The following is a 16,785-nucleotide window of genomic DNA, read 5'->3' as shown; positions in this document are numbered from 1 at the left end:
GCGCCGCCCTTTCGAGCGGCGCAGGCTAGCCTCCTCGGCCGCCATGCTGCGCGGGCCGAGGAGTGGTCCGATTAGAAGACGGCTTTACCGGAAGCATCCTTGATATTGGCTTTCCATGCATCTTCCACCAGCTTGATGACGGCGGCCGGCATAGGAACGTAGTCCAGCTCGGTGGCTGCAGGGGCGCCGTTCTTGTAGGCCCAGTCGAAGAACTTCAGCACTTCCTTGCCCTTGGCTGGATCGGCCTGCACTTTGTGCATCAGGATGAAGGTCGCGCCGGTGATAGGCCAGGCGTTTTTGCCGGCCTGGTCGGTCAGCACCACGCCGAAGCCTGGGGTCTTGGCCCAGTCGGCGTTGGCGGCGGCGGCCTTGAAGAAGTCGTCGTCCGGCTGCATGAAGTTGCCGTCCTTGTTCTTCAGCTGTGTGTGCGACATCTTGTTTTTCTTGGCATAGGCCCACTCGACGTAGCCGATGGCGCCCTTGATGCGCTGCACGTTGGCGGCGACGCCTTCGTTGCCCTTGCCGCCCACGCCGACGATCCACTTCACGGCCGTGCCAGCGCCGATCTTGGTTTTGAAGTCGGCATTGGTTTTCGACAGGAAGTCGGTGAACAGGAAGGACGTGCCCGAACCGTCGGCGCGGTGCACGACGGTGATTTCCTCGTCGCCCAGCTTGACGCCAGGGTTCAGGGCGACGATTTCCGGCGCGTTCCACTTGGTGACTTTACCGAGGTAGATGTCGGCGATGACGGCGCCGGTCAGCTTGAGCTGGCCAGGGGTGACGCCGTCGAGGTTGACGACCGTGACCACGCCGCCCATGATGGCCGGGAACTGGATCAGGCCTTCGGCGTCGAGCTCTTCCGCTTTGAGCGGCATGTCGGAGGCGCCGAAGTCGACGGTCTTGGCCTTGATTTGCTTGATGCCGGCGCCGGAACCGACGGACTGGTAGTTCAGGCCGTTGCCCGAGCTGGCCTTGTACAGTTCAGCCCATTTGGCGGCGATCGGGTACATAAAGGTCGAGCCGGCACCGGTCATGTCGGCGGCCGAAGCGGAGGAGAATGCCATGACGGCAGACGCGCCAGCTACGATGGAGAGCAACAACTGTTTCATTCGCATATCAAGTCCTTGGGTTTTATGACAGGTTAGGATGCTGCGCAGTCTACCGGGCGAATATGACAGGTTTATGACATTGGGATAAAAATCAATATTTGTGCTTTCCCCTATGGGAAAAGGCATGACACAGCGCATATTACGCTGTTCCGTCATAAATGCCAGCGGCCGGATATTGCTTTGTGACATGAGTTTGCCCACCCCATGTCATGGTCGTGTCATATTTGCCGATTACACTATTGTGTTGCCGGTATCAGCAATTCACAGGCAGAATCAACCCCTCAGCCAAGACTAAGAAGACCATGAAGCCAGACTTGCGAGCGGACGCAAACAAACACACCATCTTCCTCGACCGGGAACTGTCCCAGCTCACATTCAACCGGCGCGTGCTGGCGCAGGCCGAAGACAAAAGCATCCCCCTGCTCGAACGCCTGCGCTACCTGTGCATCGCCAGCAGCAACCTCGACGAATTCTTCGAAGTGCGCGTGGCCAGCCTGCTGGCGGCCGCCAGCGTCGACGGCGCGCTGTCCGAGCATCCGGCCCTGGTGGCCACGCTGGCGCGCATCAGCCACGAGTGCCACGACCTCGTCGCCCACCAGTACGACATCCTCAACACCGAAGTGCTGCCGCAGCTGCGCACCGCCGGCGTGCACCTGGTGCGGCACAACGACCGCAACGAGGCGCAGCGGGCCTGGGTCAAGGAGTATTTCGAGAACGAAGTGCGGCCGCTGCTCACGCCCATCGGCCTCGACCCGGCCCACCCCTTCCCCCAGGTGGTCAACAAGTCGCTCAATTTCATCGTCGCGCTGTCGGGCAAGGACGCCTTCGGCCGCGGCACGGCGATCGCCATCGTCAAGGCGCCGCGCGTGCTGCCGCGCGTGATCCGCCTGCCCGACCATTTGTCGAAGAACGGCGGCATCTCCTTCTGCCTGCTGTCATCCATCATCCACGCCCACATTTCCGACCTGTTCGCCGGGCGCGAAGTGATCGCCTATTCGCAGTTCCGCGTCACCCGCGACAGCGACCTGTGGGTCGACGAGGATGAAGTCAAGAACCTGCGCCAGGCCCTCAAGGGCGAGTTGCAGGGCCGCCAGTTCGGCACCTCGGTGCGGCTGGAAGTGGCCAAGAACTGCCCGCCGGAGCTGTCGCAGTTCCTGCTCGACCAGTTCGGCCTCGACCAGAGCCGCCTGTACGCCGTCAACGGCCCCGTCAACCTGGTGCGGCTGACCGAGCTGATCGACTTCGTCCACCAGCCGCACCTGCGCTTCGCGCCCTTCTTCCCCGGCGTCGCGCAAAAGACCGGCAACGCCGACATCTTCACCACGCTGAAAAAGCACGACATCCTGCTGCACCACCCGTTCCAGAGCTTCCAGACGGTGATCGACTTCATCCGCAGCGCCGCGCTCGACCCGGCCGTCGTCGCCATCAAGCAAACCATCTACCGCACCGGCATGAATTCGGACTTGATGGACGCCCTCATCGCGGCGGCGCGCTCGGGCAAGGAAGTGACCGTCATCGTCGAGCTCAAGGCGCGCTTCGACGAGGAGGCCAACATCAACTGGGCCGACCGCCTCGAACAAGCCGGCGCCCAGGTGGTGTACGGCGTGGTCGGCCTGAAGACCCACGCCAAGGTGGCGCTGGTGATACGGCGCGAAGAAGGCGCGCTGCGCTTCTACGCCCACCTCGGCACCGGCAACTACCACCCGACCACGACCAAGCTGTACACGGACTTCGGCCTGCTGACCAGCCACCCGGCGCTGGCGCAGGAAGTGAACGAAGTGTTCATCCACCTGACCAGCCTGACCAAGCCGCACAAGCTGACGCACCTGTGGCTGGCGCCGTTCGCGCTGCAAAGCGAAATCATCAAGGCGATCCGCAACGAGGCCCGCATCGCGCGCGCGGGACGGCCGGGCCGCATTATTGTTAAAATCAATGCGCTGGTGGATGAATCGGTGATACGGGCGCTGTACGCCGCGTCCAACGACGGCGTGAAGATAGACCTGATCGTGCGCGGCGCCTGCACGCTGAAACCGGGCGTGCCGGGGCTGTCGGAAAACATCAAGGTGCGCTCCATCATCGGCCGCTTCCTGGAACACAGCCGCATCTATTATTTCCGCAACGACCTGGCGCACGACGTGATGCTGGCCAGCGCGGACTGGATGAGCCGCAACCTGTTCCGCCGCATCGAGGTGGCCTTCCCGGTGCTGGACCGCAGTTTGAAGCGGCGCGTGATCGCCGAGGGCCTGAACCCGTATTTGAAGGACAATACGAATGCCTGGGAACTGGAAGCGGACGGCCATTACCAGCGCCGCAAGCCGCGCGCCAAGCAGGCCGCCTTCGGTGCCCAGCCGTACTTGATGCACTTGCTGGGCACGCCCAGCACGGAGACCGTCGACTAGCCCGCCCGCCCGACCAGCCTGACAGGAGAACAGCATGGATCTGATATTGTGGCGTCATGCCGAAGCCGAAGATGCCGGGCCGGGCTTGTCCGACCTCGAACGCGCGCTGACGGTGAAGGGACAGAAGCAGGCCAGGCGCATGGGCCAGTGGCTGGATTCCCAGCTGCCGGAAGGCTGCCGCATCTGGGTCAGCCCCGCCGTGCGCACCCTGCAGACGGCCGAGGCGCTGGGGCGCAAGTTCAAGCTGCACACCCACCTGGCGCCGGGCGCCGAACCGGAAGATGTCTTGAAGGTGGCCAACTGGCCGGGCGCCAGGGAGAGCGTGCTCATCGTCGGCCACCAGCCGACCCTGGGCCAGGCCGCCGCCCTGCTGCTGACCGGCGAGCCGCTGGACTGGGACATGCGCAAGGCCAGCGCCTGGTGGTTCGCCCAGCGCGATCCGGGCGACGCCGGCAGCGTCTACCTGAAGGCGGTGATGGCGTCGGACCTGATCGTCAAATAATGTGTTGCTTGAAGCACGGATGAGCTTGCAAAGCAGTAACGATCTGCTAGAGTTTACTTGTGCCAACTCCAAGGAGCGGCCGCCACAAGACGGCTGAAAAAACATGTTCAACCTGCTCACCATCGCCATCTTCGGCGGCATGATCGCCATGATCATCTACGAAATCATCCAGGAAACCCGCGGCAGCAACAGCAAGCTGATCGACCGCTACCACGAAGAATCCTGACTGTTCAGACTGACGCCGGCGCGAACCGGGGTCAAGACTGCGGTCAGCCGCCGCCAAGGAACCGGGGTCAAACCCCGCTGGCGCCGGCGCGGACTTCGGCCGCCGGACCCAAGCGCGGTCCGCCCCCGAACTCCGCCGCCGGCCGCTCACCCCTCACATCCCCGTCTTGAACCTGGTGTAGTCGCGCGTTATCAGGCGGCGGATGTCGGCCGGCACCGCTTCCGGCGCGGCCATGCGCTGCTTGTCGGCGTCGGACAGGAACACGGTCTTGTTGGCGGCGATGTCCTTGCGCACGAACTTCATGCCCGCCACGTTGGGATTGGCATAAAACACCTTGTTGGTCAGGCCGGCCTGCACCTCCGGACGCAAAATATAATTCATCCACAGCATGGCGTTGCCCGGATGCGGCGCGTCGGCCGGGATCGCCATCGTGTCGAACACCAGCGCCGCCGACGTCTTCGGCACCAGCACTTCGATCACATTGCCGTTCCTGGCCTCGATGGCGCGCTGGCGGGCGATGTTGATGTCGCCCGACCAGCCCAGCGCCACGCAGACGGCGCCGTTGGCCATGTCGTTGATATAGCCGGACGAACTGAACAGCGTCACGTAGGGACGGATCGATTGCAGCAGCTTGCCGGCGTCGGCATAGTCGGCCGGCACCGTCGAATAGGCCGGCTTGCCGAGGTAGATCAGCGCGGCCGGCAGCACTTCCGACGGCGAGTCGAGGAAGGATACGCCGCACGACTTCAGCTTGGCCGCGTACTTGGGATTGAAGATCAAGTCCCAGGCGTTGTCCGGCATCGGCATGGCGCCCAGCGCGGCCTTGACCTTGGCGACGTTGATGCCGACGGTGGTGTAACCCCACAGCCAGTCGACCAGATAGTCGTTGCTCGGATCGATGCGGGCCAGCTTGGACTGGATCGCGGGGTCGAGATTGGCCAGGTTGGGGATCTTGCTCTTGTCGAGCTTGCGCAGCAGCTTGCCGTCGATTTGCAGGCGCGCCCACTGGGCCGTCGGCACCACGATGTCGTAGCCCGACTTGCCGGCCACCAGCTTGGAATTGAGGATTTCGTTGTTGTCGAAAACGTCGTAACGGACCTTGATGCCCGTTTCCTTCTCGAAGTTCTTGACCGTGTCGTCGGCGATGTAGTCCGACCAGTTGTAGATGTTGAGGACTTTTTCCTCTTGCGCGCGGGCGCCGCCGGCCAGCGCCATAGTCAGACCCAGTCCCAGGGCCGCCCTGGCCGCCGCTTTGGCCCACTTCTTACCAACCATCTTACTTGCCATCATCCCGCCTCCTCGATAATCGAAAACCGCCACAAGGACGTGATGATCGGGCATTGTGGCCGGCTTGGCAAGGCCGGCCGCGTCGGCGGTTTACAGCATATCCCACAGCGACGATGCGCCGCCGCCGCTGCCGTCGCCCGCTTGCGCCTGGGCCGTGTACAACGCCACCAGGGCGTTGGCCTGCGCCGTCAGCGCCGTGGTCAGCACGCTGCGCTTGTTGGTGACGTTGTTGAGGTCGATCTTGGTGCTGGCCGTTTCGCGCGTGATGACGCCGTTGGCAGAGGAAAAGCCCGTGGCCAGCGTGCCCAGCTGGTCGGCCAGGCCCGTGCCCTTGCTGTTGCTGACCAGCTGGTTGAGCGCGCTCGGATTGGCGTTGGCGGCCGCCGCCAGCTTGGTGGCGTCCACTTGCAGATTGCCGTTGCTGTCCTGGGTCACGCCGGCCGCCTTCAGCGCCGTGATCGCGCTGCTGCTGCTGCCGCCGGTCTTGAGCAGCTGGGCGATCTGGTTGCCGACCTGCTTGACGGCCGGATCGTTGCCCAGGCCGGCCGCCTGCAAGGTCTGCAACTTGCTGTTCAGGGCGTTGTAGGCGCTGACGAAGGCGTTGACGTTGGCGCTGACCTGGGTGGCGCTGGGCGCGACCGACAAGCTGGTCTTGCCGACCGCCGTCAAATTCAGGGTGACGCCGCCGATGGCGCCGGTGACGGTGTTGGTGGCGCTGGTGACGGCCACGCCGCCCACGGTCAGCTTGGCGTCCTGCGCGGCGCTGGTCTGGGTCATGCTCTGGGCGCCGGCCGGATCGTAGGCCAGCAGCTTGCCGACGGCGGCGTCGCCGCTGACGCCGATGCGCATGCTGTTGGCCGCGCCGCTGGGGCCGGAGATCGCCAGCGCGAAGCTGCCGTCGGCGTTCGGCACCACCTTGGCGTTGATGCCGGCCTGCTGCAGGGCGGCGGCGATGCCGTCCGGCGTGTTGTTGCTGCTGTCGATGGTGATGGTCTGCGACTTGGCGGCGCTGTTGGGCGTGAACGCGCCGCCGTCGGTGCTGCCGTAATCGACGGTGATGGTGGTGGCCGCGTCGCTGCCGATGGGGGCCGTTTCGGACGGCACGCCTGCGCTGGTCAGCAATTGTCCCTGCGCCAGCTGCTGGACGTTGAGCGCATAGGTGGCGGCCTGGGCCGTTTTGTCGCTGCTGGCCGTGGCCGTGCCGGGCGGGAAGGTGATCGCGTTCAAGCCGCCGCCGACCAGGCTTTGCGCCACCGCCTGGTAGGTGGCCAGCGCGCTCTGCAACTGGCCCAGGCCGGACAGCTTGGTCTGGTCGTTGGTCAGCGCCGCGTTGAGCTTGGCGGCCGCCGCGTTCTGCGACGACATCACCTTTTGCACGCGGGCGTAGACGGCGGCCGAGGCGGCCGAGGTGGAGGAAGTGGCGCTATTGCTATTAGCGCCCGCCGTGCCCACGGTCGAAGTTGTAGTCATGCTGGGTCCCATCCTCAGAAAACGCCGCTGCCGACACCGGCAGCCTGGACGCGCCAGAGTCGAAGCGCGCCCACAGGCGGGACGGCCACAACGCTGACAGCGCCCATTATGCTGGGTGCGCCACAAATGAAAACGGCGAACAGCGCGGTGTTTTCCGCCCTATTCGCCGCCCTGTTCGCCGCCCGCACAGTCTGTGAAGTGTATCTACCGCAGGAACTTGGTTATGGTCGTCAATACCGACAATTCCAGATTGACGAACTGGAAGCCGATCTTGAAATCGTCGCCGCTGAAGATGCAGTAGCTGACGTTGCTGCGGCAAGTGATGATTTGCGCCTTGCCATCGAGGAACAGCTCAAACGACACATGGCCGGCCTGGCCGATCGGCAGCTTGTTGCCCAGCGTTAAAGACAGGCCGGTCAAGCTGATATCGAGGGTGCGTCCCGGAAGGGGTGACATGCCATCCATCACCACCATTGCCTTGGCCCGCATGATCTTGCGGGTGGTTTGCCTTTGATCTACTAACAATTTCTATTCCGATACTGATTACATGAAAAAAACAGGCGCTGCCCGAAGCCCGGCCCGCCGCGACTACGCACGGCTCGGCCACTTTATAATTCTACATGGCAATGAGCTTTGATGTGGATCAAGCGCCAGCTTTACTCATGCTCGCGCAATTTGTTGAAGGCGTCGTCGATGCGCTCGACGGCGATGATGGTCATGCCCTCGATGGCGTGCTTGGGCGCGTTGGCCTTCGGTATCATCGCGATCGAAAAGCCCAGCTTGGCCGCTTCGCGCAAGCGTTCCTGGCCGCGCGGCGCCGGGCGGATTTCGCCGGCCAGGCCGACTTCGCCGAACACCACGAAGCCGCGCGGCAAGGGCTTGTTGCGCATCGACGAGTTGATCGCCAGCAGCACCGCCAGGTCGGCGGCCGGCTCGGTGATCTTGACGCCGCCGACGGCGTTGATGAACACATCCTGGTCGAAGGCGGCGATGCCGGCGTGGCGGTGCAGCACGGCCAGCAACATCGCCAGCCGGTTCTGCTCCAGGCCGACCGAGAGCCGGCGCGCGTTCGGCAGGTGGCTGGCATCGACCAGGGCCTGGATCTCGACCAGCAGCGGGCGCGTGCCCTCCTGCGTCACCATCACGCACGAACCCGGCACCTGGTTGTCGTGCTGCGACAGGAACAGCGCCGACGGGTTCGACACACCCTTCAGCCCCTTTTCCGTCATCGCGAACACGCCGATTTCATTGATGGCGCCGAAACGATTCTTGATCGCCCGCACCAGCCGGAAGCTGGAATGGTTGTCGCCCTCGAAATAGAGCACGGTGTCGACGATGTGTTCGAGCACGCGCGGCCCGGCCAGCGCGCCCTCCTTCGTCACGTGGCCGACCAGGATGATGGTGATGCCGGTCTGCTTGGCCACGCGGGTCAGCTGGGCCGCGCATTCGCGCACCTGGGCCACCGAGCCGGGCGCCGAACTGAGCGCGTCCGAATACACGGTCTGGATCGAATCGATGACGGCCACCTGCGGCTTGACGTCGGCCAGCGTGGCGAGGATTTTTTCCAGCTGTATCTCGGCCTGCAATTTCAGGTCGCGGGCGTCGATGGCCAGGCGCTTGGCGCGCAGCGCGATCTGGGCGCCCGACTCCTCGCCGCTGACGTAGAGCACGCTCTTGGCCTGCGACAGATTGGCCAGCGCCTGCAACAGCAGGGTCGACTTGCCGATGCCGGGGTCGCCGCCTATCAGCACCACGCCGCCGGCCACCAGGCCGCCGCCCAGCACGCGGTCGAATTCCTCGATGCCGGTGCCGAAGCGCGGCACGTCGAGCGCGTCGATGTCGGCCAGCGACAGCACCGGCGCCGTCTGCGCCAGCGACAAATGCTGCGGCTGCGACAGGCGGTTGACGCCGGCCGTCTCGACGACGGTCTCGACCATCGTGTTCCACTGCTGGCAGGCGCCGCACTGGCCGGTCCACTTGTTGCTGATGCCGCCGCAATCGCTGCAGGTGTAATTGGTTTTCGCCTTGGCCATGGTCAGCCTTCGACCACGGGCACGCGCGGCGCCAGCGCACACATCAGCTCATAGCCGATGGTGCCGGCCGCCTCGGCCACGTCGTCGATCGGCAAGCCCCGGCCCCACAGCGTCACCTTGCTGCCGACGCGCGCCTGCGGCAGCGCCGTCAAGTCCACCGTAATCATGTCCATCGACACGCGCCCGACCAGCCGCGTGCGCACGCCGTCGACCAGCACCGGCGTGCCCAGCGGCGCGTGGCGCGGATAGCCGTCGGCGTAACCGCAGGCGACCACGCCGACCCGCATCGGACCGTCGGCCTCGAAGCGGCTGCCGTAGCCGACCGCGTCGCCGACGGCGATCTGCTGCACGCCGATGATCTCGCTCGTCAAGGTCATCGTCGGCAACAGGCCGAAGTCGGCCGCGCTCTTGCCGCCCGGCGTGCCGCCGTACAACATGATGCCGGGACGGACCCAGTCGTTGCCCAACTGATCGCCGAACTCGGCCTGGCGGAAGATGCCGGCCGAATTCGACAGGCTGCGCGGCCCCGGCAAGCCGGCCGTGGCCGCGTGGAAGCGGCGCAGCTGCTCGCGCATTGGCAGGCGCGGGTGGGCGGCGTCGTCGGCGTTGGCGAAGTGCGTCATCAACGTGATCTCGCCCACGCCGGCCAGCGCGCGCAGGCGCGCGTGGGCGGCGCCGTAGGCGGCCGGCGTGAAGCCGAGCCGGTTCATGCCGGTGTTCATTTTCAGGTGCAGGTCGAGCGGCGCCGTCAGCCGGCCGGCGCGCTGCGCCGCTTCCAGCCACTCGATCTGCTCGACGCAGTGGACGGCGCCGTTGAAGCGGTGCCGCACCATCAGTTCCAGGTCGGACGGATCGAAGAAGCCTTCGAGCAGCAGGATGGGCTTGGTCCAGCCGAGCTCGCGCAAGCGCACGGCGTTGTCGAACTCGACCAGCGCCAGGCCGTCGGCGGCGGCGAAACCGCGCAGCGCCCGCTCCAGGCCGTGGCCGTAGGCATTGGCCTTGACCACGCCCCAGGCCCGCGCCTGCGGCGCGCAAGCCTTGGCGCGCGCCAGATTATGCTGCATGGAATCGAGGTGGATGGTTGCGACTATCGGCCGTGGCATAGTGGAAAGAAAGCGTGATGAGCGAAGGCCGTATTTTACCGGGGATAGGAATTAAACTGGCATGAATAAATGAAGGCGACAACGATGCCGACAACCTAGGCGCCGTAAATTTCGTCAAAAATCGACTGGGCCAGCGTCACTGCGTCACGCATGACATCTTCGCCCACAGACAGGTTCAAATGATAGTCCGCATTGGCGCGAAGGTCGCAAAGCTGCCTTAAATACTTGCCGACCGTCTTGGACTTGATGATACGTCCGCCCGTCAACTTCCGATGCGGATTCAACAGAAGTGCGATCAACTGCTCGTGCACTCCGCGCGCGCCACCAACCGATCCTATTTTCGGAAGCGCATTCCTGAACTCGATGCTGGCATGGTAACTTGCATAATAAGATCGGTTCACAACGGCACGATAGGTATTTTCGGCTTTCGCAATCGCTGCGATTTCCTGCGCCGCGTTCAGCAAGTCGTGCGGCATGCAACTCATGCCACTTCCCGGCGCTCACGCGGACTGAGGTCCAACGTTGTGTTTGTATCAGGTAGGAACATGACGTTAAAAATTCCCCTGCCCGCAATTCCCACGGCGCCCTCCTGTTCGGCCAGCGCGGCGTTCAATGCAAGCACATCAAGCCTGCTTCCGGGAACGCGGAACACAATACTCACGCCTGAAAATTCGCCGTCGATAGCAGTGGCCCGGACTTCGGGAATGCCATAGCAGAAAATCCGATGCCGCCGCATTACGAGCCCGGCCGCATCCAAATGCCTTGCAACCTCCTCATCCGAAATTCCATGGACATGAAGCAACGCAGCGGCCTCCAGTTGGATATCGATATCGAGGCCAGTCATATCCATCTCCATCTTCTTGGCCGCGTCGATAAATTGGACCATGGCCTGAAACGCTCCAGCGGCCACTCCGTAACGATACCTCTCCGTGAAGTGTCCGAGAGACGGGCCGCCGATATCGCGATAATAGCCCAGAGCTTCCGAGTAAAAGCCCAAATTCTCCAAGTGAATCAGTAAATTTGTGACGTAAGCTTGATCGTTATTAATGCGCAAAGCTTTGCTGTAGCAATTGCGCATTTCGTCAACATCACCGGCGGCGGCGTGCAAGTTTCCCAGCGAACTCCAGCATTCAGCCGGGTCGTCCCGCATTATCTTGTCGCAATCCCTTTTGATCTGGGCCCAAAGCAGGGAATTTTTGTCCACATATTTTCCGCCTCTGAAAATCGCGTTGAGCTTTTCAGTGATGTCATGTGAGACAAGTTTTGGAGTGGGGGCCATCGGCTGATTTTACATCAGAATGACCAAGCGCCATCAGCACTCCAGCGCTCAGCGCGCCGGCGCCGGAGTCGATGAAATCGGAGCGCCGTACGAGCCATGGCAAGACTGCGGCCTATCCCTTAAGGAAATCAGAACCCGTCGTCAACACCCGTTGCAATTGGGATTGCCACGTCTTTGTGGTATAAAGCAAGCCAGATATGTTTTCAGGCTCCTCCGTATGAAACGTGGTTTCTATACCATTATGGCTGCGCAGTTTTTTTCGTCCCTCGCGGACGCGGCGCTGCTGTTCGTAGCGATCGATTTATTGGTGACGATGAAATCGCCGGCGTGGATCACTCCGCTGCTGAAGCTGTCTTTTGTATTGTTTTACGTGCTGTTGGCCGCATTTGTCGGCGCGTTCGCCGATGCCTTCCCCAAAGGCCGGGTCATGTTCATCGCCAACCTCATCAAGATACTCGGTTGTTCGCTGATCTTCTTCCACGTCCATCCCCTGTTGTCGTACGCCATCGTCGGTTTCGGCGCGGCCGTGTATTCGCCCGCCAAATACGGCATCCTGACGGAATTGCTGCCGCCGGAAAAACTGGTCGCGGCCAACGCCTGGATCGAAGGCTTGACGGTGGCCTCCATCATCTTCGGCACCGTGCTGGGCGGCACCATCGTCAGCGCCAAGGCCTCGGCCTTCCTGCTCGGCTTCGACGTGCCGCTGGTCGACACCGGCATCGACACGCCGACCGAGGCGGCGTTGTGCGTGGTCATCGGCATCTATGTGCTGGCCGCGCTGTTCAACCTGCGCATCCCGGAAACGGGCTACCAGTACGCGCACCAGGAACACAATCCGATCAAGCTCATCACCGACTTCGCCAACTGCTACTCGATGCTGTGGAAAGACAAGCTGGGCCAGATTTCGCTGGCCGTCACCACGCTGTTCTGGGGCGCCGCGCAGACGCTGCAATTCATCGTGCTGGAATGGGCCAAGAAGTCGCTGCAACTGCCGTATGACAAGGCGACCAGCCTGGTCGGCGTGGTCGCCGTCGGCGTCGCCATCGGCGCGGTGCTGTCGGCCTGCTTCATTTCGCTGCGCAAGTCGCTCAGCGTGATCCCGCTCGGCATCGCCATGGGCGTCATCGTCATGGGCATGACGCTGGTTCATTCCGTCTATCTGGCCGCGCCGCTGCTGGTGGTAGTGGGCCTGCTGTCGGGCTTCTTCCTGGTGCCGATGAACGCCCTGCTGCAACACCGCGGCCACGTGCTGATGAGCGCAGGCCATTCGATCGCGGTGCAGAATTTCAACGAAAACCTGTCCATCCTGACCATGCTGGCCGTCTACTCGGTCATGCTGCGCGCCCACCTGAACCTGGACGTCATCATCGTGCTGTTCGGCCTGTTCGTCGCCGGCACCATGTTCTTCATCATGCGCAAGCACGCCGCCAATCAGAAGGAACACGATTCGCTGTCCCTGATCGGCGAGATGAAGCACTGACGGCGGCGCCCCTTCAGGACGGCAGCTGTCCCGACAGCCGGCGCGTGGCGGCCTGCGCGCGCCAGTCGTCCGGCACGATGAAACCGCGGCGCCGCTCCACCAGCCAAGCTCCCTGCTCGGCCACGGCCGCCACCATCACCGGCGCCGGCGCATCGCCGAACTGATCGCGCAACAGGGCCAGCAATTCGCTGTGCGTCAGCGCGGGCGTGTCCAGCGGCGCCTTCAACGGCGCCAGCCAGTGCAGGCGCGGCATGATGATGTAACGCTCGCCGGCGCGCTCACGCAGCTGCGCCAGCGCACCCCAAAAACCGTGGCAGTGCAGCGCCGATATGCCGGCGATCGATGGCGTTGACAGCGGCATGGTCGCCGCGCCGTCGCCGCCATCGAGCGGATAAAACAGCCAGCCCTTGACCAGCGCCTGCGCGCGGTCGACCGGCTGCGGCAGCAGCGGCTGCGCGGCGGGATGGCCGGCCAGCGCCAGCTGCTTGTCCAATATCTTGCGCATCTTGGCGCCCAGCGTGTCGGCCAGGTTGGGGCCGATCAGGCAATTGAAGCGGCCATCGTCGGCCACGCGATGTTCGCCGCAATCGAGCAGATAAAACTTGGTCGCCAGTTCCCAGTGCAGCAGCAAGCCGTGGTCGCGCAGCAGGAAGTCGAATTCGCCGACGGTGTCGTTGCGGCTGGCGCGCACCTGCAAGCCGTGCGCCACCAGCGTGCCGTGCTGCGCGAAATAAAACGCCATCAGTTTTTCGGCGTACAGGCCGAGGCGTGTTTGGACGCGCGCCCCCAGCGCCGCGTCGAGCGCCACCGGATCGCGTTCCAGGGCGAGCAGCCAGCCGGCCGTCGCCGCCGGAACATGGCCCAGCGTGGCGATGCGCCCCCGCCATTGCGGCCAGTGTGGATCGAGCAAATCGGGCGCATCGAGCAGCCATGCCAGCGCGCGCACGTGGGGCCGCGTCAGGTGGCCCCAGCGGCGCTCGAACTGCGCCTGATAGTTGTCAGGCGCCGCCGTCACGCGCCGCCCGCGCCAGACACAGATCGCCCCAGGCCTTGGCCTTGTCTTCCGGCCGGCGCAGCAAGTCGTCGGGATGGTAGGTCGCCACCACCGGCAGCGCGCCGTGGCGCAGCACCTTGCCGCGCGCGGCGGTGGCGCCCAGCAGGCGGCGCACGGCCGCCTGGCCGAAGGTGACGATCATCGCCGCGCCGGTCAGCGCCAGTTCGCGCTCCAGATACGGCGCGCAGGCCGTCACTTCATCGGGCGTCGGCGCGCGGTCGCTGCCGTCCGGATGCGACGGGCGGCACTTGACCAGATGGGTGACGTAGACATCGGCCTCCGTCGTCAGGCCGATCGCTTTCAGCATATTGTCCAGCAGCTGGCCGGCGTCGCCGGTGATGGCGCGGTTTTCCTTTTCGTCGAGACGGGTCGGTCCGGCGCCGAGCGCGATCCACTGCGCGTCGGCCGCGCCCCGGCCCGGCACCACGCCGCGCCGCGTCGCGCACAGGTCGCAGCGGGTGCAGGTGGCGATGGAAGTTTTCAAAGCGGCCCAGTCCATCATCGCGATGGTTTCCGCCGACACCGGAACCGGCCGCGCCGGCGTCGGCGCGTCGTCGAACCAGGAGTTGGAGTCGTCGCCGGCGACGTAGGCGGAATTGTCGGCGCTGTCGGCGGCGCTGCCCTGCGGCGGCGGCGGTGTGACATGGGCTACGGCGGCATCAACGCGGGAAGCGAGGTGCGGGTAGGCGCCCGCATCGGCATCGACTTCGGCGGCAGCTTCGGCTTCGGAGGCGGCTCCAAGTTTGACTTCGGCTCTGGCTTCGACAGCGCGCTGCGACGGCTGGCCGGCTTGCGCGGGCGCGACGGCATCGGCCAGCGCGGCGGCGAAAGCGTCGTCCGTCACGGCGGCGCGCGGCGCGGCGGCGACTGCCGCAACCGGCTCCGGCTGCGGTGCCACCTGCGGTTCGGCCAGCGCCTCCTCCTCGACCGCATCGACCTGCGACAACTGCGCGTGGCGCAAGGTCCAGTGCGCGCCCACGCCCATCTCCGCCAGGAACGCCGCGCTGCGGCCCGCCATCCGACTCATAGTCCCAACCTCATCACAATGGCATCTTCACGTTGCTGATACGCGGCGGGGTAATATCCTTTGCGCAGGCCGATCCGCGCAAAACCATAACGTTCATAAATCTCCAGCGCGCGCGTGTTCGACGGCCGCACTTCCAGCAGCACCGATTCCATGCCCAGGCCGCGCGCGCAGGCCACGGCCTGATTCAGCAAAAAGCGTCCCAGCCCCTGGCCCTGGCGTTCGGCCGACACCGCGACGTTCAGCAAATGGGCCTCGTCGACGATCGCCATCAGCAGAAAATAGCCCAATAATTCGCCGGCGTGGTCGCGCAATATCCACGCCTGATAGCCGCTGGCGAGGGAATCGAGGAAATTGGCGCGGCTCCACGGATGCGGATACACCGTCAACTCCAGCGCCAGCACGCCCTCGATGTCGGCCTGCCGCATCGGCTCGTAATTGAGCCGGGCCAGATCCCAGACCGCCGCCATCACGCGCCCGCCTCGGCCGCCTTCGCAGCCTGGATGTCGCGGCGCTCGGCGCTGGTGTAGGCGATTTTATTACGCAGGTACAGCGGCTGCGCGTCGGCCGCCGACACGGTCGCGCCGGCGGCGTGGGCGATGCGCGCCAACTGCGCGACCTGGGTCGCGTGCGGCATCACGCCGGCGTGCGCCGTGGCCGCGAACGCGCGGCCCGCGAACGCTTCCGCATACGCCGCCAAGCCGTTGCCGCAGGCGCTGACCGCGCCGTGCGGCTGCACATCGTGCGGCGCCGACAGCGTCGGCCCCACCACGGCCGTCCACGCGCCGTCGTAACGGTATTGGGCCCAATACACTTCGCCCATGCGCGCATCGAGCACCGCCAGGATCTCGCCGGCGCCGAACTGCTGATGGCAGGCCAGCGCCATCGCGTCCAGCGTCACCACCGGCACCACCGGCAAACCGGCGCCGAAGGCCAGTCCCTGCGCGATGCCGCAGGCGGTGCGCACGCCGGTGAAGGAACCGGGGCCGGAACCGTAGGCGATGGCGTCGCAATCCTTGAGCGCGATGCCGGCCTGCGCCAGCACCTGCTGGATCATCGGCAGTATCGATTGTGAATGGGTGCGCACGCCGGACGACTCGCGCGCGAAGACGGCGTCGCCGTGCAGCAGCGCGCAGGACGCGGTTTCGGAGGAGGTTTCAATGGCGAGTATGGTAGACATCCGGTATTTTAACCCGGCGCCGCGGCATCGGCCACAAGGGCGGCCATCACGGGGCCACAAGCGGGGCCGCCCGACAGGCTGTAGAATATGCCCGATTGGCGCCCCGCGCCCGCAGATAAAGAAAAGACATGCACAGCCTGACCCTGAATCCGGACAACCGCGGCGACGTGGCCGCCGCGCTGGCCGGCGACCGCTGGGTGGTGGCCTGCCTGTGCGCGGCCTGGTGCGGCACCTGCGGCACCTATCGCGCGACGTTCGACGAACTGGCCGCTCGCCATCCCGACAAATTTTTCATCTGGATCGATATCGAGGATCACGCCGATGTCGTCGGCGACCTGGACGTCGAAAATTTTCCCACGCTGCTGATCCAGCATCACGAGCGGGTGGCGTTTTTCGGCACCATGCTGCCGGACGCCGGCATCGCGCACCGCTTGATCCAGGCGCAGTCGGCACAGAGCGAAGCGGAACTGGCTGCGCTGGCCGACAGCAGCGAGGAGCGCCGCCAGTGGCAGCGCGACTGCAATCTGCGCACGCTGCTGCGCGCGGCGCTCATCTGATACCTGCGCCGATACGCTGCGCTAGCGGCGCGGCGGCAAACTAAACCGGGGTCAGGCCACGGTTTCGAATGCCCCTCTCGAA

Annotated in this window: 17 protein-coding genes; 5 read left to right on the top strand and 12 right to left on the bottom strand. The window is 64.7% G+C overall.

All coding sequences use genetic code 11. The features are described 5' to 3' along the window. Window positions 1–71: 71 nt before the first annotated feature. Window positions 72–1,115, bottom strand: coding sequence for a phosphate ABC transporter substrate-binding protein PstS (pstS, locus tag Q0S71_RS14910; RefSeq protein WP_295997133.1), 1,044 nt, complete (start codon window positions 1,113–1,115; stop codon window positions 72–74). A 296-nt stretch (window positions 1,116–1,411) separates the two neighbouring features. Here pstS and ppk1 point away from each other — a divergent pair, with 296 nt between their 5' ends. The 3 genes from ppk1 to Q0S71_RS14895 all read left to right on the top strand — a co-directional run bounded on the left by ppk1 (window position 1,412) and on the right by Q0S71_RS14895 (window position 4,236). After that, on the top strand, window positions 1,412–3,508 hold the full coding sequence (gene ppk1 / locus Q0S71_RS14905; RefSeq protein WP_295997131.1) for a polyphosphate kinase 1: 2,097 nt from the start codon (window positions 1,412–1,414) through the stop codon (window positions 3,506–3,508). A 34-nt stretch (window positions 3,509–3,542) separates the two neighbouring features. Next, the gene (sixA, locus tag Q0S71_RS14900) at window positions 3,543–4,010 is read left to right on the top strand and encodes a phosphohistidine phosphatase SixA (RefSeq protein WP_295997128.1); all 468 of its coding nucleotides are present in this window, start codon (window positions 3,543–3,545) and stop codon (window positions 4,008–4,010) included. A gap of 103 nt (window positions 4,011–4,113) precedes the next feature. After that, window positions 4,114–4,236, top strand: coding sequence for a hypothetical protein (locus tag Q0S71_RS14895; protein WP_295997125.1), 123 nt, complete (start codon window positions 4,114–4,116; stop codon window positions 4,234–4,236). Window positions 4,237–4,389: 153 nt separating this feature from the next. Here the strand turns inward: Q0S71_RS14895 and Q0S71_RS14890 are convergent, their stop codons facing one another. From Q0S71_RS14890 to Q0S71_RS14860, 7 genes are all read right to left on the bottom strand, one after another. Beyond that, window positions 4,390–5,451, bottom strand: coding sequence for an extracellular solute-binding protein (locus Q0S71_RS14890; RefSeq protein WP_295997141.1), 1,062 nt, complete (start codon window positions 5,449–5,451; stop codon window positions 4,390–4,392). A 162-nt stretch (window positions 5,452–5,613) separates the two neighbouring features. Beyond that, on the bottom strand, window positions 5,614–6,993 hold the full coding sequence (gene fliD / locus Q0S71_RS14885) for a flagellar filament capping protein FliD (RefSeq protein WP_295997118.1): 1,380 nt from the start codon (window positions 6,991–6,993) through the stop codon (window positions 5,614–5,616). Between the two features lie 204 nt (window positions 6,994–7,197). Beyond that, entirely contained in the window at window positions 7,198–7,518 is a 321-nt protein-coding gene (locus Q0S71_RS14880) for a PilZ domain-containing protein (RefSeq protein ID WP_295997114.1), read from the bottom strand. 131 nt (window positions 7,519–7,649) lie between these two features. Beyond that, window positions 7,650–9,026: a DNA repair protein RadA gene (radA, locus tag Q0S71_RS14875; RefSeq protein WP_295997110.1), complete on the bottom strand. Its 1,377-nt coding sequence runs from the start codon at window positions 9,024–9,026 to the stop codon at window positions 7,650–7,652. A gap of 2 nt (window positions 9,027–9,028) precedes the next feature. Next, the gene (gene alr / locus Q0S71_RS14870) at window positions 9,029–10,129 is read right to left on the bottom strand and encodes an alanine racemase (RefSeq protein WP_295997107.1); all 1,101 of its coding nucleotides are present in this window, start codon (window positions 10,127–10,129) and stop codon (window positions 9,029–9,031) included. Window positions 10,130–10,224: 95 nt separating this feature from the next. Beyond that, window positions 10,225–10,605 carry a hypothetical protein gene (locus Q0S71_RS14865; protein WP_295997105.1) on the bottom strand — a complete coding sequence of 127 codons (381 nt, stop codon included), beginning with the start codon at window positions 10,603–10,605 and terminating at the stop codon, window positions 10,225–10,227. 5 nt (window positions 10,606–10,610) lie between these two features. Continuing rightward, the gene (locus tag Q0S71_RS14860; protein WP_295997102.1) at window positions 10,611–11,408 is read right to left on the bottom strand and encodes a hypothetical protein; all 798 of its coding nucleotides are present in this window, start codon (window positions 11,406–11,408) and stop codon (window positions 10,611–10,613) included. A gap of 217 nt (window positions 11,409–11,625) precedes the next feature. Between Q0S71_RS14860 and lplT the strand changes: the two genes are divergently transcribed. Further along, window positions 11,626–12,888 (top strand): lysophospholipid transporter LplT, encoded by a 1,263-nt coding sequence (gene lplT / locus Q0S71_RS14855; protein ID WP_295997100.1) that lies wholly within the window; start codon window positions 11,626–11,628, stop codon window positions 12,886–12,888. Between the two features lie 13 nt (window positions 12,889–12,901). Here the strand turns inward: lplT and Q0S71_RS14850 are convergent, their stop codons facing one another. The 4 genes from Q0S71_RS14850 to tsaB are packed head-to-tail and all read right to left on the bottom strand — an operon-like array spanning window position 12,902 to window position 16,146. After that, window positions 12,902–13,903: a DUF1853 family protein gene (locus Q0S71_RS14850; RefSeq protein WP_295997096.1), complete on the bottom strand. Its 1,002-nt coding sequence runs from the start codon at window positions 13,901–13,903 to the stop codon at window positions 12,902–12,904. Beyond that, window positions 13,887–14,969 carry a uracil-DNA glycosylase gene (locus tag Q0S71_RS14845; RefSeq protein WP_295997093.1) on the bottom strand — a complete coding sequence of 361 codons (1,083 nt, stop codon included), beginning with the start codon at window positions 14,967–14,969 and terminating at the stop codon, window positions 13,887–13,889. Before Q0S71_RS14845 ends, Q0S71_RS14850 begins: the two co-directional genes overlap by 17 nt. Continuing rightward, the gene (gene rimI / locus Q0S71_RS14840) at window positions 14,966–15,436 is read right to left on the bottom strand and encodes a ribosomal protein S18-alanine N-acetyltransferase (RefSeq protein ID WP_295997138.1); all 471 of its coding nucleotides are present in this window, start codon (window positions 15,434–15,436) and stop codon (window positions 14,966–14,968) included. The genes Q0S71_RS14845 and rimI overlap by 4 nt, the downstream gene beginning before the upstream one ends. Continuing rightward, the gene (gene tsaB / locus Q0S71_RS14835; RefSeq protein WP_295997091.1) at window positions 15,436–16,146 is read right to left on the bottom strand and encodes a tRNA (adenosine(37)-N6)-threonylcarbamoyltransferase complex dimerization subunit type 1 TsaB; all 711 of its coding nucleotides are present in this window, start codon (window positions 16,144–16,146) and stop codon (window positions 15,436–15,438) included. Before tsaB ends, rimI begins: the two co-directional genes overlap by 1 nt. A gap of 128 nt (window positions 16,147–16,274) precedes the next feature. Between tsaB and Q0S71_RS14830 the strand changes: the two genes are divergently transcribed. Beyond that, a complete protein-coding gene (locus tag Q0S71_RS14830; RefSeq protein ID WP_295997089.1) occupies window positions 16,275–16,703 on the top strand; it encodes a thioredoxin family protein in 429 nt (142 codons plus the stop codon). Window positions 16,704–16,785 lie beyond the last annotated feature (82 nt).

This window comes from Rugamonas sp. (assembly GCF_025354735.1).
In the GTDB taxonomy this organism is placed as follows: domain Bacteria; phylum Pseudomonadota; class Gammaproteobacteria; order Burkholderiales; family Burkholderiaceae_D; genus Rugamonas.
The sequence above is the reverse complement of the archived record's forward strand: the minus strand, read 5'-3'. Positions and strand labels throughout refer to the sequence as shown.